Annotated in this window: 16 protein-coding genes and 1 pseudogene; 11 read left to right on the forward strand and 6 right to left on the reverse strand. The window is 62.8% G+C overall.

All coding sequences use genetic code 11. The features are described from left to right. Positions 1-346: 346 nt before the first annotated feature. Both JWP26_RS01125 and JWP26_RS01130 read left to right on the forward strand, forming a co-directional pair. Positions 347-1,342: a flagellar motor protein MotA gene (locus JWP26_RS01125; protein WP_299722207.1), complete on the forward strand. Its 996-nt coding sequence runs from the start codon at positions 347-349 to the stop codon at positions 1,340-1,342. Between the two features lie 3 nt (positions 1,343-1,345). Continuing rightward, positions 1,346-2,371, forward strand: a complete 1,026-nt coding sequence (locus tag JWP26_RS01130; protein ID WP_299722210.1) for a peptidoglycan -binding protein — start codon at positions 1,346-1,348, stop codon at positions 2,369-2,371. A 144-nt stretch (positions 2,372-2,515) separates the two neighbouring features. On the opposite strand, the gene JWP26_RS01135 is transcribed toward JWP26_RS01130, so the two are convergent. Further along, the gene (locus tag JWP26_RS01135) at positions 2,516-4,330 is read right to left on the reverse strand and encodes an ABC transporter transmembrane domain-containing protein (RefSeq protein ID WP_299722213.1); all 1,815 of its coding nucleotides are present in this window, start codon (positions 4,328-4,330) and stop codon (positions 2,516-2,518) included. Positions 4,331-4,544: 214 nt separating this feature from the next. On the opposite strand from JWP26_RS01135, the gene rpmE reads away from it, so the two are divergent. Together rpmE and JWP26_RS01145 are read left to right on the forward strand one after the other, a co-directional pair. Continuing rightward, on the forward strand, positions 4,545-4,766 hold the full coding sequence (rpmE, locus tag JWP26_RS01140; protein WP_299722216.1) for a 50S ribosomal protein L31: 222 nt from the start codon (positions 4,545-4,547) through the stop codon (positions 4,764-4,766). A gap of 84 nt (positions 4,767-4,850) precedes the next feature. After that, a pseudogene (locus JWP26_RS01145) lies at positions 4,851-5,170 on the forward strand (YnfA family protein). On the opposite strand, the gene JWP26_RS01150 reads toward JWP26_RS01145, so the two are convergent. Next, positions 5,167-5,688: a DUF1465 family protein gene (locus tag JWP26_RS01150; RefSeq protein WP_299722219.1), complete on the reverse strand. Its 522-nt coding sequence runs from the start codon at positions 5,686-5,688 to the stop codon at positions 5,167-5,169. The pseudogene JWP26_RS01145 and the gene JWP26_RS01150 sit on opposite strands and share 4 nt — an antisense overlap. A 301-nt stretch (positions 5,689-5,989) precedes the next feature. Then, complete coding sequence (locus JWP26_RS01155) at positions 5,990-6,172, reverse strand: DUF1192 domain-containing protein (protein ID WP_299722222.1); 183 nt, start codon at positions 6,170-6,172, stop codon at positions 5,990-5,992. Between the two features lie 198 nt (positions 6,173-6,370). Here JWP26_RS01155 and JWP26_RS01160 point away from each other — a divergent pair, with 198 nt between their 5' ends. The 3 genes from JWP26_RS01160 to JWP26_RS01170 all read left to right on the forward strand — a co-directional run bounded on the left by JWP26_RS01160 (position 6,371) and on the right by JWP26_RS01170 (position 9,796). After that, positions 6,371-7,099, forward strand: coding sequence for a DUF1013 domain-containing protein (locus tag JWP26_RS01160; RefSeq protein ID WP_299722225.1), 729 nt, complete (start codon positions 6,371-6,373; stop codon positions 7,097-7,099). Between the two features lie 72 nt (positions 7,100-7,171). After that, positions 7,172-8,995, forward strand: coding sequence for a monovalent cation:proton antiporter-2 (CPA2) family protein (locus JWP26_RS01165; RefSeq protein WP_299722431.1), 1,824 nt, complete (start codon positions 7,172-7,174; stop codon positions 8,993-8,995). A gap of 27 nt (positions 8,996-9,022) precedes the next feature. Continuing rightward, complete coding sequence (locus JWP26_RS01170; RefSeq protein WP_299722228.1) at positions 9,023-9,796, forward strand: sulfite exporter TauE/SafE family protein; 774 nt, start codon at positions 9,023-9,025, stop codon at positions 9,794-9,796. 66 nt (positions 9,797-9,862) lie between these two features. On the opposite strand, the gene JWP26_RS01175 is transcribed toward JWP26_RS01170, so the two are convergent. Then, on the reverse strand, positions 9,863-10,039 hold the full coding sequence (locus JWP26_RS01175) for a DUF465 domain-containing protein (protein ID WP_299722231.1): 177 nt from the start codon (positions 10,037-10,039) through the stop codon (positions 9,863-9,865). A gap of 152 nt (positions 10,040-10,191) precedes the next feature. Between JWP26_RS01175 and JWP26_RS01180 the strand changes: the two genes are divergently transcribed. The 3 genes from JWP26_RS01180 (at position 10,192) to JWP26_RS01190 (ending at position 12,061) form a co-directional block, all read left to right on the forward strand. Further along, positions 10,192-10,407 (forward strand): DUF465 domain-containing protein, encoded by a 216-nt coding sequence (locus tag JWP26_RS01180; RefSeq protein ID WP_299722234.1) that lies wholly within the window; start codon positions 10,192-10,194, stop codon positions 10,405-10,407. Between the two features lie 70 nt (positions 10,408-10,477). Then, positions 10,478-10,972: a 5-(carboxyamino)imidazole ribonucleotide mutase gene (purE, locus tag JWP26_RS01185; protein WP_299722237.1), complete on the forward strand. Its 495-nt coding sequence runs from the start codon at positions 10,478-10,480 to the stop codon at positions 10,970-10,972. A gap of 3 nt (positions 10,973-10,975) precedes the next feature. Further along, positions 10,976-12,061, forward strand: coding sequence for a 5-(carboxyamino)imidazole ribonucleotide synthase (locus tag JWP26_RS01190; protein WP_299722239.1), 1,086 nt, complete (start codon positions 10,976-10,978; stop codon positions 12,059-12,061). 4 nt (positions 12,062-12,065) lie between these two features. Here JWP26_RS01190 and JWP26_RS01195 read toward each other — a convergent pair whose 3' ends face one another. Beyond that, the gene (locus tag JWP26_RS01195; protein WP_299722242.1) at positions 12,066-12,758 is read right to left on the reverse strand and encodes an alpha/beta fold hydrolase; all 693 of its coding nucleotides are present in this window, start codon (positions 12,756-12,758) and stop codon (positions 12,066-12,068) included. 228 nt (positions 12,759-12,986) lie between these two features. Here JWP26_RS01195 and rpsU point away from each other — a divergent pair, with 228 nt between their 5' ends. Then, complete coding sequence (gene rpsU / locus JWP26_RS01200; RefSeq protein ID WP_299722245.1) at positions 12,987-13,286, forward strand: 30S ribosomal protein S21; 300 nt, start codon at positions 12,987-12,989, stop codon at positions 13,284-13,286. 58 nt (positions 13,287-13,344) lie between these two features. On the opposite strand, the gene JWP26_RS01205 is transcribed toward rpsU, so the two are convergent. Beyond that, positions 13,345-13,716 (reverse strand): hypothetical protein, encoded by a 372-nt coding sequence (locus JWP26_RS01205; RefSeq protein WP_299722248.1) that lies wholly within the window; start codon positions 13,714-13,716, stop codon positions 13,345-13,347. Positions 13,717-13,726 lie beyond the last annotated feature (10 nt).

Genomic DNA, 13,726 nt, shown 5'->3' on the forward strand with positions numbered 1-13,726 from the left:
GATATCTCCACAATGGCTGCGGGTTCGCGACGAACGGCCGTGGGGAGTTTGGTGGGAGGGGAATGCGGTCGCGCGATCCCTGGGCCAGCGCGACGTTCGTCTCCTGAAACAGTGGAGGCCACGTTCGGGCGGCCAGAAACCCCATCGCATGCGGCGAGGCGCTGTCTCGCTTATCTACAAAACCATGAGGCACGTCTCGCCGCATGCCGCAGTCTCCCCTACCCGCAGGTCACCAGACTGTGCGGCGCTGGCGCTTGCCCGTTAACCTTTCCGATTGTCACACCCATCTGCTCTGACTACTCTCCCCAGCATTGATTTGCCGAGCATGGACCAGGGCCCTACACCGATGACGCAAGGCTACGATCCCTATCATCTTGCCAGCCCCACGGTTTACCTCATCAAGATATTGATCTTCTTGATCATTGTCGGCCTGGTCGGGGCGATCCTGGCGAGCACTGTCCTGGCCTTCTTCTGGGCCAACCCCTTCATCAATTCGCTGATCTTTTTCACCCTGTTCACCGGCATTTTCCTCAGTTTCCGCCAGATTTACCGCCTGTTTCCCGAGGTCAAATGGGTCAATTCGCTGCAGGACGGCACCGTCACCACCGTGCGTCCGCCAATCCTGTTGGCCCCCGTCGCCGGGCTTCTGCGTGAGCGCATCGGCGAGGCGATCATCACCCCGTCCTCAATGCGCTCCATTCTGGATTCGGTCGGCAATCGGCTCGACGAAGCCAAGGATACCTCGCGCTATCTCACGGGCCTGCTGGTCTTTCTGGGCCTCATGGGCACGTTCTATGGCCTGTTGCAGACGGTGACCTCAGTCGCCGGCGTCATCAACGCGCTGGACGTTACCTCCGGCGACACCGCCTCGCTGTTCGCCAATCTCAAGAATGGCCTCACAGCGCCACTCGCAGGCATGGGCACCGCTTTCTCGTCCTCGCTGTTCGGCCTTGCCGGCTCGCTGGTGCTGGGCTTTTTGGACCTGCAGACCAGCCAGGCACAGAACGCCTTCTATACCGATCTCGAGGACTGGATGACCTCGATGACAGAGCTGGATCACCCCGTCACCGCCATGCAGGCCAACGGCCTGGGCATGCAGGGCGCCGACATGCAGGCCATGATCGATCGCCTTGGCAACACCATGCAGAACCAGAACTCCTCCCAGAACGCCATTCGCGCCATGGCCGAACTGGCGCGCGGCATCGACGGGTTGGTCAAGCATATCCGCACCGAGCAGGACGATTTGCGTACCCACATCGTCGAGCAGGGCGAAACCAACCGGAAGCTGCGCGACCTGATCGAGGCCATGCTGGCGCAAGACGACACCGATCGGCGGAATTAGGCCATGCCCGGAGCCCGCTCGCGCCGCAGGATCGAGGCCAATTACTGGCCCGGCTTCGTCGATGCCCTGTCGAGCCTCTTGCTCGTCATCATCTTCCTGCTGTCGCTGTTCATGGTCACGCAGTTCTTCCTCAACACCGAAATCCAGGGCAAGGACACCGCGCTCTCGCGTCTCAACAGCCAGATCGCCGAACTGACCGACCTGCTGCAACTCGAACGCGGCAACGCCGACGACCTAAACTCCCAGATCGCCAATCTGCAGGCGACCCTGGCCACCACCACCGCCGATAATCAAAATCTGACCGGCCAGCTCGCCGGCATCGGCACCGGCCTTACCGGCAAGGACGAAGCCATTGCCGGCCTCAATGCCGAACTAAGCAAGGCTCAGGACATGTCCGACGAGGCCAATGCCCAGGTCGCGCTGCTCAATCAGCAATTGGCCGCCTTGCGCACCCAGATCGGTGCACTGGAGCAGGCCCTCGATGCGTCCGAATCCCGCGATACCGAGTCACGCACCCAGATCGCCGATCTCGGCAAGCGCCTCAACCTGGCCTTGGCCCAGCGCGTGCAGGACCTCAGCCGCTACCGCTCCGATTTCTTCGGCCGCCTCCGCCAGATCCTGGAAGGCCGCGCCGATGTCCGCATCGTCGGCGACCGTTTCGTGTTCCAGTCTGAAGTGCTGTTCGATCCCGGCCAAGCCACGGTGCAACCGGCCGGCACGCCCGACCTCGATGCCCTTGCCGACGCCATCCTGCAGCTCGAAACCGAAATTCCGCCCGATATCAACTGGGTCCTGCGCATCGATGGCCATACCGACAAGCGCCCGATCTCCAACGCCCAATTCCCCTCCAACTGGGAACTGTCCGCCTCGCGCGCCATCTCGGTGGCCAAGTATCTGGTCAGCAAAGGCGTCTCCCCCAACCGCCTGATCGCCGCTGGCTTTGGCGAGTTCACGCCCTTGGACCCAGGCGATACCGAAGAAGCCTACCGCCGCAACCGAAGGATCGAGTTCAAGCTGACCGAGGGGTGAGGAGAGCTCTTCACCTCTCCCTTCGGGGGAGAGGTCGACCGTCTTCGGTCGGGTGAGGGGGCCTTTACTGGGTGAGGCGCGTGGGCAAGGCCCCGTCACCCGGCGCTGCGCGCCGACCTCCCCCAAAGGGAGAGGTGAGGAGAGCTACCCCTCGATCTCATGCCGGAACTGCAGCTTGGCCAGCTCCGCATAGCGCCCGCCTTTACCGACCAACTGGTCATGCGTGCCCTGGTCGATGATCCGCCCGCCATCGAGCACCAGGATGGTATCGGCATCGCGGATGGTCGCCAGCCGGTGGGCGATGACCAGCGTGGTGCGGCCGCGCATCAAATGCTCCAGGGCCGTCTGCACCAGCCGCTCGCTCTGCGCATCGAGCGCACTGGTGGCCTCGTCCAGCAGCAGGATCGGCGCATTCTTGAGGATCGCCCGAGCGATGGCCAGCCGCTGCTTCTGCCCGCCCGACAGCATGACGCCGCGTTCGCCCACGATGGCCCCATAGCCCAGCGGCAGGTCCATGACGAAATCATGCACCAGCGCCGCCTTGGCCGCGGCCTCGACATCGGCGTCGCTGGCATCGGGCTTGCCGAAGCGGATATTCTCGGCGATCGTGCCGGCAAAAATCGTCGGCTCCTGCTCCACATAGGCAAACCGCTGGCGCAGCTCGAACGGCGACACGTCGCGGACATCCAGCCCATCGACCTTGATGGCGCCACCCGTGACATCATAAAACCGCTGCAGCAGCGACAGCGTCGTCGACTTGCCCGAGCCCGAGGCGCCGACCAGCGCCACGGTCTGACCCTTTGCCACAGCGAAATTGAGCTGCTTCAGCACCAGTTCACCGCTCTCGGCCCCATAGGTGAAATCGACATGCTCGAACGCCACCGTGCCCAGCGGCGGCACCGGCATCGGCGTGGGATTGGCCTTCACTTCGATCTGCGGCTCGGTATCGAGGATTTCCACCAGCCGCTCGGTCGAGCCGGCGACCGATTGCAGCGTGCCCAGCACTTCGCTGACATTGGTCAGCGCGCCCGAAGCCATCAGCGCATAGATCAAAAACTGCGCCAACTGCCCGGCCGTCACCGTGCCCTCGAATACCGAGCGGGCGCCCCACCACACCAGGAACACGATGGCCGAGGTACCGAGGAAAATCACCATCGCCACCAGCGCCGAGCGGGCAAACAGCCGCTTGACCTCGGCCTGATAGCTCGCCTCGCTGCGTTCATTATAGACGCGCGACTGCACCTTTTCCTGGGTGAACGATTTGACCGTGCGGGTTGCCCCCAGCATTTCGGTCGCCATGGCGGACAGATCCGCCAGCGCGTCTTGCGTGCGGCGCGACATGCCGCGCAGCCGGCGCGAGAACGTGACCAGCGGCAGCAGGATTGCCGGCGCGGCGATCACCACCGCCACGGTCAGCACAGGGCTGGTCAGCAGCATCATGATCAGCGCGCCCACGATGGTCACCAACGAGCGCAGCGCCAGCGAGCCGCTGGAGCCGACGGCGCCCCGGATCACCGCCACGTCGCCATTGAGCCGGCTGGTCAACTCCCCAACCCGGTGGGTGTCGAAATAGCGCGCATCGAGGCCCAAAAGGTGCACGAACACCGCCTGGCGCAGATCCGCCAGCACACGTTCACCCAAGACCGAGATGAAGTAAAACCGCGCGCCGCTGGCCAAGCCCATGATCGCCGCGATGCCGACGATCAGGTAGCCATAATTGGCCACGCTCTGCAGGTTCTTCTCGACAAAGCCCTGGTCCACTACGCCGCCCAGCATGGCCGGAATAGCCAGCGAGGCGATCGTCGAGATCAACAGGAACAGGATTGTCAGCGACAGGCGCCACGGATAGGCCAGGATAAACGGCAGCAGCCGGGCCAGTGGGCGCAGCTTGGGTGGCGTCACAATCTTGGTTGCGGGCGCTTTGGTTTCGGCTGGCAGCGGAACGGCCTGATCGGTCATGGCAGAGTTTGCTATCCACAAGGAAGCGGCACGCCGAGGCATGCCGACTGTTCCGCCTACATAAGGACTGCCCAAACCCGCCGCAACCGCTTTGTCCCGAGACATATTAGCTCGCCCTCGGCCCTTGCAGATTGGCCACGCTTTCGCTATGAAGCGGCCAACACCTGTTTGGCTTTCAGGGCGCCTGCTGGCGCCCGTTGCATTTGAGGCGATCATGAAGAGCGATATCCATCCGGACTACCACCTCGTCAACGTGGTAATGACCGACGGCACCAAGTATCAGACCAAGTCGACCTACGGCAAGGAAGGCGATACCCTTCAGCTCGATATCGATCCCAAGACCCACCCGGCCTGGACCGGCGGCACGGGCCAGTTGCTCGACCGCGGCGGCCGCGTTTCGCGCTTCAAGGAGCGCTTCAAGGGCCTCGGCATCTAAGCCAGTCCGAAGAATTCAAAAGCCCGGCCATTGTGCCGGGCTTTTTGTTGCCCGTTTATCCTCGCCATCGCCAAGGAGCGCAGAATGACCTTCGTTTTCTTCCTGTTGGCGGCGGCATGCGAAATCACTGGTTATTTTCTGGTCTGGCAGGCCCTGCGCCTCAACCAGCCCTGGCTGTGGCTTCCCGCCCTTCTTGCGCTCGCCGCTTTTGCCTGGCTACTCACGCTGACCGGCACCGCCAGCGCCGGACGCGCCTTCGCTGCCTATGGGGCATCTATGTCGCTGCCTCGCTGCTGTTCATGCTGGGTGTGGAGCGCATTGGCCCCGATCTTTGGGATATTCTGGGCGCTCTAGTCTGCATCGCCGGCGCGGCCATTATTTTCTTCGCGCCACGCGCGGGTTAATCCGCCCGCCCGAAGGCCGCCTTCAAGCGCGCCAGCTGATCGACAACACCATTGGCATTGCCCGTATCGCCGATCGTCATGGTGCCGCGTTCCAGCGTGTCGAACTGCATCACCTTGTCGAACAGGCGGTCGCCCTTGACGATGAACTCGCGCAACACTTCCGGCAGATGCTCATAGCCCGGCCCGCCTCGCTCGGATGGGGTGGCGGAGAACTTGACCTTCTCCTTTTCGGAGCGGGCATTTTCGGGGGTGATTTCGCCTTCGTTGACGGCGCGCTGCAACAACAGCCAGGAGGCCAATTGCATCAGCCGCGTGGTCAGGCGCATGGATTCAGTGGCGTAGAGGAACGAAGCGTCACGCGGCAAGATCCGGCTATCGGCGCGGCCGTGGCCATCGAGATAGGAGGCGACCTCTTCGATCAGGGTCATCCCCTCGCGATACAGCAGGTCAAATCCGCCCGACGCCACAATGCGCGGACCGATAGCAATTGCCTGTGCCTTGTCGCCGATGTCCGCCACGCGCTCTCCCTCGTTGTGGTGCCAGTTTAGGGATAAATGGCCCCGCCGTCACCATGGCATGGAAAACAGGCTGAAAAGAGCTTTAAGATCAAGGATTTGAGAAAGCAGAAAACAAAAAAAGAGCGGTAAGAACCGCTCTCGAAGTTAACAGGGAGGCGTCAAACAGAGGGAGAAATCGCTCTGAAAAATCCAGAAGAATCTGAATACATTCAAGTTAACCTAAAGTTGTTAACTGCACGTTAACAGGCCACAATTTCTTAACCCTGCCGAACAAGCTCCCGCCAACTATGGCCGACCGGACCTAAAACTTGAATAGGGCATCAGCATCGTTTCGGGTCTTGTTGCGGGCCGCGATTGCCGCCTGTAGCCGGGCGATTTCGCCCTCCAGCAAGGCGATGCGTTCTTCCAATTCCTCGACCGACATGGCGTCGAGCATCATACCCACTTCATGGCCCCTGGGCTTCCTGATCGCGTCCTCGTCCATTCCAGCCTCCTGCCTTCTATCGTCAGCTTAACCCGCCCGATGGCCGGAGCAACCCGGCTTTTGGCGCATGGTTCCAGCGACATTGGCATTGCAGTTTAACGACCAAACCCATATATTGAGAGCGTTCCCCCTCAGCAGTACGCAAAGAGGCGGAGCGGCCCGGAGGAAGACCGGCCGCGCCTGCAGGAGAGTTTTACCATGACCCAGCCCTTGTTGATGCCCAAGGCGACCGCCGTCTGGCTGGTCGACAACACCGCGTTGTCGTTCGAACAGATTGCCGCGTTCTGCACCCTGCATCCGCTTGAAGTGCAAGGCATCGCCGATGGCGACGTCGCCGGCGGCATCATGGGCGTGAACCCGATCCAGAACGGTCAGTTGACGCGCGAAGAAATCGAAAAGGCCGAGAAGGACCCGAAATATCGGCTGACCCTGCTGGAGCCCAAGGTTCGCGTTGCCGCCGCCAAGCGCAAGGGTCCGCGCTACACCCCCATTTCGCGCCGCAACGAGCGTCCCAATGCCATCAAGTGGCTGGTTCGCAATCACCCCGAGCTCAAGGACGCCCAGATCATGCGTCTGGTCGGCACCACCAAGTCGACCATCGATTCGGTACGCGAATCCACCCATTGGAACGCCGCCAACCTTGCCGCCATGGACCCGGTTACCCTGGGCCTGTGCAGCCAGATCGATCTCGATCTCGAGGTCAAGCGCGCGTCCAAGGGCGCCGTTGGTCCCGATGAGATGGACGAAGGCACGACCCTGATGACGGCCGAAGAGGCGATGTCCCGCTCGGGCGCCCGTGGCCACAGCGACGAGAATGCTCCCGATTTCGGCACCGGCGCCGATCACGGTCCCGCGCGTCAGGACGAGTTCGACGCGGACTCCGTGTTCGCCCGTCTCAAATCGCTCAAGAGCGATACCGACAACTAAGGCTACCAACTCGAATAAAGCCGGCAGGAGGATAATCTGGAAAATAACCTCCTGCTGGCCATCTTCGTACTGCTGGCGGCCAGCGTCGCCCTGGTGCCTCTCTTCAAGGCCCTGGGCCTGGGCACCGTCCTTGGCTATCTCGCCGCCGGGGTGTTGATCGGCCCCTATGGGCTCCGCCTCGTTTCCGATACCGAAACCCTCCGCCACGCCTCCGAATTCGGCATCGTCATGATGCTGTTTCTCATTGGGCTGGAGCTGCAGCCCTCCGAAATCTGGCGCATGCGCCACAAGGTCCTGGGCCTGGGCGTCACCCAATTGGTGCTGACCTCGGTGCTGCTGGCGGTGATCATCCACTTCGCCGGCATCCACTGGAATGCGGCCGTCGTCATCGGCATGGCGCTGGCGATGTCCTCGACAGCCATTGCCATGCAGACGGTCGAGCAGCGCGACATCACCAAGACCGATACCGGCCGGGCCAGCCTCGCCATTCTGCTGGTGCAGGACGTGGCGGTCATCCCCATTCTCGCGGCCATTCCGATCCTGGCGACCTCGGGGATCAATGCCAGCGTGGGCGTCGACCTCACCGATGCTGTCGACGCGCTCGACAGTCCCATCGATTGGCTGACCCCGCTTACCCTGATTGGCGTTTTCATCGCCGCCATCATTGCTGGTCGCTACCTGGTGCGCCCGCTGCTGGGCTATGTCGCCCGCACTGGCGTGCGTGAAGCCTTCACCGCCCTGGGGCTGGCGTTGGTCATCGGCGCCGCGCTGCTGACCCAATATGTCGGCCTGTCGCCGGCGCTCGGCGCCTTCATCGGCGGCGTCCTGCTGGCCGATAGCGAATATCGCCACGAGCTGGAAAGCAACCTGGAGCCGTTCAAGGGCCTGCTGCTCGGCCTGTTTTTCATCTCGGTTGGCATGTCGATTGCCTTCTCGATTATGTTTACCGAGCCGCTGCGCCTCTTGGCGCTGGTGGCCGGCTTTGTGGGCGTCAAATTCCTCGTGCTGTTCGCGCTGGCTACGGTCTTTCGCATGCACTTGGCCGACCGGCTGCTGTTGGCCATTCTGCTCAGCCAAGCCGGCGAATTCGCCTTCGTCATCCTGCAGTTCGCCCAGACCTCCAACGCCTTCGAGGGTGTCGAATACGATCTGCTCTCGGTGGCGATCGCCACCTCCATGGCGCTGACGCCGCTGCTGCTGCTGGCCTTCGACCGGCTGGTCGCGCCCCAGCTCGATGCCCGCCGCGACAAGCGCCAGACCGACGATATAGACGAGCAGCAGAAGATCGTCGTGCTGGGTTATGGCCGGTTCGGGCAGATCGTTACCCGCCTGCTGCGCGCCCAGGGCTTTGAAATGACCCTGATCGATGATGATCCGGCCCAGATCGACCTGGTGCGTAAATTCGGCGTCAAAGTGTTCTACGGCGACGCCTCGCGGCTCGACCTGCTGCATGCCGCCGGGGTCAAGGATGCCGAACTGGTGGTCATCACCGTGGGTGGGCGCGACCGTATCCTCACGATCGCCCGCAATGTCCGCCGCAGCTTCCCGCACGTCGCCATCGCCGCCCGCGCCATCGATCGCGGCCACGCCCATGAACTGATGGAACTGGGCGTGGAGGTGTTCGAGCGCGAAACCTTCCTCTCGGCGATCAGCCTGGGCGCCAAGGTGCTGGCCCGCCTGGGCTACGAGCCCGATAAGGCGCTGTCGCTGGCCAAAACCTTCGAGGAGCACGACAACAAGCTGCTGCACGATAGTTTTGCCGTGCGCAATGACCAGGATGCCTATGTGGGGCTCGTGCGCCAGTCGATGGGCCTGCTCAACGCCGCCATGGCGGCCGATACAATGCCAGACCCCGAACGGCCGGTTGACAAATCGCCGGGCGCGGACTCTGACTAGCGCACCTCTTTCCAGGCGTCCTTCCCCATGTTCGATCCCTATTTCGTCGCGATCGCTTCGATCGCGGTTCTGCTCGTCGGGCTGTCCAAATCCGGCCTGCTCGGCAGTCTCGGCGTGGTCGGCGTACCCCTGCTGACCTTGGTCATGCCAGCCCGTGAAGCCGCCGGCATGATGTTGCCGGTGCTGCTCGCCATGGATTGCATCGCGGTCTACGCCTACCGCAAGGAGTTCTCCTGGAACATCCTCAAGGTCATGCTGCCGGGCGCCGCGATAGGCACCATCATCGGCTGGGTGCTATGGTCGTTCGTTTCCGACGCTGCGGTGCTGCTCTTCGTCGGCATCGTGACACTGCTCTTCGTGCTCGACGCCATGCTGCCCCTGCGCAAGAAGCTTGAGGGCCTGCCGCCCTCGACGCCGTGGGGCGTGTTCTGGGGCACTTTTTCGGGCTTCACCAGCTTCGTTTCCCACACCGGCGGGCCGCCCTTCCAGATCTACGTGCTGCCCCAGCGCCTGGCACCCGCGCTTTATTCCGGCACCACCGCTCTCTTCTTCGGCATCGTCAACACCGCCAAGCTGATCCCGTACTTCTTCCTCGGCCAGCTTTCGGTGCACAATCTGGAACTGTCGGCAGCGCTGATCCCCGTGGGCATTATCGGCGTGCTGCTCGGCATCTACCTGGTACGTCGCATCTCGGCCAAATATTTCTACCAGATCGCCTATGTGCTGGTGTTTTTTCTCGCCCTCAAGCTGATCTGGGACGGCGCCCAGGGCGTCTTCTTCGCGGGCACTCTCGCCGGTTAGGGCAACAAAAAAGGGCCGCGACAGATGTCGTGACCCTCAATTCCCAACTGGGGAAACTTTAGACGCTTACAGCGCGTTGGCGCCGGAGTATTTTGAGAGTTCGTCCTTCACTTCGAGCTTTTTGCGCTTGAGCGCGGTGACCATCAGATCGTCGTAGCGGGTATTCTGCAACTCCGATTGGATCTGACGGTCCAACTCCAGATGACGCCGTTCGAGCGCCGCAATGTGGCCTTCAGTCGTCATAACAACTCCTTAAGCTTGGTGGACAGGACCATCGTCACAAATAATTCACGTCTTGTCGACCGTGTTTGTGAGCCCGTCGAAATTCTGGTGCAAATGGGTCGCCGATCAGTTAACCAAGTGTGAGGTTCTGGACCTCGGGACACGCCAAGACGATGCTTGAACTGACCAGAGAACAAGAAGCAGGCTTCGGCCTCGAACTTGCCACCAAGCGGCAGGAACACGCCGATCTCGATGCAGCTATTCACACCTTGACTGAGTCTCAGGTGGCCGATCGGATGCTGATTCAGCGACTCAAGAAGCGCAAGCTGGCGCTAAAGGATCGCATCGTCCAGCTCGAGAATATTCTCATTCCTGATATCATCGCCTGAGGCTTTCGCGCCTTGAGTTGTGGCGACAATGGGGCTAAATGCCCGCTTTGCAGAGGGGTCGGGGGAATCAATGCTCACCAAGCCTAGCGTCGCCATCGTCATGGGCAGCCAGTCGGACTGGCCGACCATGCGCCTCGCCGCCGAAACCCTCGAAACCCTCGAAATCGAATATGAGGCGCGCATCGTTTCTGCGCATCGCACGCCCGAGCGCCTAGTCGAATTCGCCACCGGTGCCCGCGACGAAGACTTCAAGGTCATCATTGCCGGAGCAGGCGGCGCCGCCCACCTGCCAGGCATGATCGCCGCCATGACCCCCCTGCCCGTGCTGGGCGTACCGGTGCAGTCCAAGGCCCTGTCCGGCCAGGATAGCCTGCTGTCGATCGTGCAGATGCCCGGCGGCATTCCGGTCGGCACGCTGGCCATCGGCCAGCCCGGTGCCATCAATGCCGCCCTGCTCGCCGCCGCCATCCTGGCGCTTAGCGATGACGACCTAGCCGACCGCCTCGACGCCTACCGCGCCCAGCAGACCGCCGCCGTCCCCCTGTTTCCGACCGACACCGAGTAACACGTGCCCGATATTTCTCCGCTGCCCCCCGGCACCATGATCGGCATCCTCGGCGGGGGCCAGCTTGGCCGCATGCTGTCGCTCGCCGCCAGCAAGTTGGGCATGCGCACCCACATCTATTGCCCCGATGCCAGTAGCCCCGCCTTCGAGGTCACGCCGCACAAGACTGTGGCTGCCTATGACGACGAAGTCGCGCTGGCCGCCTTTGCCGACGCAGTCGACGTCATCACCTACGAATTCGAGAACGTCCCGGCCAAGACCGCCGAATTCCTTGCCGCCCGCAAGCCGCTGCGCCCCGGCGCCAACGCGCTGGCGATCTCGCAGGATCGCCTGGCGGAAAAGGCCTTCCTTGCCTCCAAGAATATTCCGGTAGCGCCCCATCGCGCCGTCGAAACGCTGGCCGACCTCGAAACCGCCATCGACGCCCTCGGCCTGCCCGCCGTGCTCAAGACCACGCGGCTGGGCTATGACGGCAAGGGCCAACGCGTCATCCGGGAGCGCAGCGAGGCGGCAGCGGCCTTTGCCGAGTTGGAACCCAAGCCCTTGGTGCTTGAAGCCTTCGTTCCGTTTGAAAAGGAAATTTCCGTCGTCGTGGCACGCAGCCTCAGCGGCGAAGTCAAAAGCTTCGACGCCGCCGAAAACGTGCACCGCAACCACATCCTGTTCACCAGCACCGTACCCGCCGCCATTTCCCCCGGCCTCGAAAAGCACGCGGCCATGCTCGCCAAGGTCATCGTCGTGGCGCTCGACTATGTCGGCGTGCTGGGCGTCGAATTCTTCGTGGTACCCGGCGAGCGCCCAACCCTGCTGGTCAACGAAATCGCCCCCCGCGTTCACAATTCGGGCCACTGGACCGAGGCCGTCTGCCTCACCGACCAGTTCGAGCAGCACATCCGCGCCGTGCTCGGCTGGCCTTTGGGCGATCCCGCGCGCCTCGCCGACGTGGTGATGGAAAACCTGATCGGCGACGAAGTGCTGGCGATCCCCGGATCACTGGACGGCAATACGCAGCCCCATCTCTACGGCAAGACCGAGGTCCGTCCGGGCCGCAAGATGGCGCATATCAATCGGATCGTTCGCAAGGACTGAGACGCTACCGCCCCAACCACACCCTTAGCGCCTCAGCCACCGCCTCTGGCGCCTCCATCGTCGACAAATGCCCACTACCCTCAAACGTCACCAACTCCGCCCCTGCAATCTCCGCTGCGATCTCCTGCGATAGCGCCGGCGGCGTCAGGATATCCACATCGCCCACCCCCACCAGCGTCGGCACAGCGATCGTGCCCAGTGCAGGCCGAGAATCGATCCGCCCCATGATCGCGGTCTGCTGGCGGATATAGGCCTCCTGCCCCACCCGCTCGGACATGGCCTGCACCTCGGCCGCAAGAGACGTGCCCAGCCGCTGTGGGGCCACCAGGTTCGCCAGCAGCGCCTGCGAGACGCCGATGAACCGCCCCAGCTTGATGCTCTCGATGCCCGCGCGGCGCTTGGCCAGGCGCGCTGCATCGTCAGGCTGCGCCGTGGTGTCCAGCAAGGCCAGATGCGTGACGCGCTCGGGCGCCTGCCGCATGATTTCCAGCGCCACGTAGCCGCCCATCGACAGCCCTGCCAGGGCGAATCGCGTCGGCGCAACCGCCAGCGTCCGCGCCGCCATCGCCGCTATGCTGTCGTCCTGTGTCAGATCTGCAATCATCGGGCAAACGGCATCGCCCAGCGGGGCAATCGCGTCGCGCCACAGGCGGGCGTCGCAGAGCAGTCCGGGTAGCAGGACAAGCTCTTGGGCCATGGTGGGTCTCCGTGTTAGGGTGGAGAGACCTTGTGCCTCCTCTATCCACAGCCAGGCAAGCCAGACGCCAGGAAATTGGCGTTTTATCCTGACTCACAGTGGACAAGCCCCAACCCTTGGGCTATAGAGCGGCCCACGGTGACTGGCTCTGCTGGTCGGCGCGGGGTTTATTTGGCCTGGCGCTATCATCCAAACACATTGACCAAGTCTCGAAAGGGCTTTTGACCTTTGCAAGTAGTCGTTCGCGATAATAACGTTGATCAGGCGCTGCGCGCGCTGAAGAAGAAGCTGCAGCGCGAAGGCGTCTTCCGCGAGATGAAGCTGCGCAACTACTACGAGAAGCCCTCCGAAAAGAAGGCTCGCCAGAAGGCCGAGGCCGTTCGTCGCGCCCGCAAGCTGGCTCGTAAGCGCGCCCAGCGTGAGAGCGGCCTGCCCGCTCCAGCCGCTGCTCCGCGTCCCGGCCAGAGCCCGCGTCCAGGCGCTCCGAGCGCTGGTGCACCGCGCCCAGAGCGTCCCGCTTCCTTCTAAGGTTAGCGCAAGAGAACTTGAAAACGCCGTCCTTCGGGACGGCGTTTTTTTGTGCCGCCTATTCCGAAGCCAGCTCGACCGCCACAGCGGCATCGCCATTGGAAATACGGCGCGCCAGCTCAGCGGCTTGGCGCGCTGTAAAATCGCCGCTGATCACCACCGAGGGACCGGGAATAACAGTCTGGATACGCGGCGATGACACCACGGTGCCATCGACGAGCAGATCGAGGATTTCCCCGACATGCCGGGCTGTCAGCTTGGCGAAGGTCCGCTGGGCATCAGGCTGCAACTCGACCACGATCGTCGGCTGCCCGCCAAATGTATCCGCCTGCACCGATGCGCTCTTGATGGCGAGGCCGATCGGAGCAGCCTGGGCGCTGCTCACCCCCAACGCCAGCGCCAGTGCCCCGGCAACGATCCTCATAGCCATTGGGCTCTCC

Origin of the sequence: Devosia sp. (assembly GCF_028290435.1) — a bacterium.
Lineage (GTDB): Bacteria > Pseudomonadota > Alphaproteobacteria > Rhizobiales > Devosiaceae > Devosia.

Excerpts from the sequence above, each read along its gene's own strand:
- JWP26_RS01125 (WP_299722207.1), top strand. The coding sequence starts at position 347 with ATGACGCAAGGCTACGATCCCTATCATCTTGCCAGCCCCACGGTTTAC.
- JWP26_RS01130 (WP_299722210.1), top strand. The coding sequence starts at position 1,346 with ATGCCCGGAGCCCGCTCGCGCCGCAGGATCGAGGCCAATTACTGGCCC.
- JWP26_RS01135 (WP_299722213.1), bottom strand. The coding sequence starts at position 4,330 with ATGACCGATCAGGCCGTTCCGCTGCCAGCCGAAACCAAAGCGCCCGCA.
- rpmE (WP_299722216.1), top strand. The coding sequence starts at position 4,545 with ATGAAGAGCGATATCCATCCGGACTACCACCTCGTCAACGTGGTAATG.
- JWP26_RS01155 (WP_299722222.1), bottom strand. The coding sequence starts at position 6,172 with ATGGACGAGGACGCGATCAGGAAGCCCAGGGGCCATGAAGTGGGTATG.
- JWP26_RS01160 (WP_299722225.1), top strand. The coding sequence starts at position 6,371 with ATGACCCAGCCCTTGTTGATGCCCAAGGCGACCGCCGTCTGGCTGGTC.
- JWP26_RS01170 (WP_299722228.1), top strand. The coding sequence starts at position 9,023 with ATGTTCGATCCCTATTTCGTCGCGATCGCTTCGATCGCGGTTCTGCTC.
- JWP26_RS01175 (WP_299722231.1), bottom strand. The coding sequence starts at position 10,039 with ATGACGACTGAAGGCCACATTGCGGCGCTCGAACGGCGTCATCTGGAG.
- JWP26_RS01180 (WP_299722234.1), top strand. The coding sequence starts at position 10,192 with ATGCTTGAACTGACCAGAGAACAAGAAGCAGGCTTCGGCCTCGAACTT.
- purE (WP_299722237.1), top strand. The coding sequence starts at position 10,478 with ATGCTCACCAAGCCTAGCGTCGCCATCGTCATGGGCAGCCAGTCGGAC.
- JWP26_RS01195 (WP_299722242.1), bottom strand. The coding sequence starts at position 12,758 with ATGGCCCAAGAGCTTGTCCTGCTACCCGGACTGCTCTGCGACGCCCGC.
- JWP26_RS01205 (WP_299722248.1), bottom strand. The coding sequence starts at position 13,716 with ATGGCTATGAGGATCGTTGCCGGGGCACTGGCGCTGGCGTTGGGGGTG.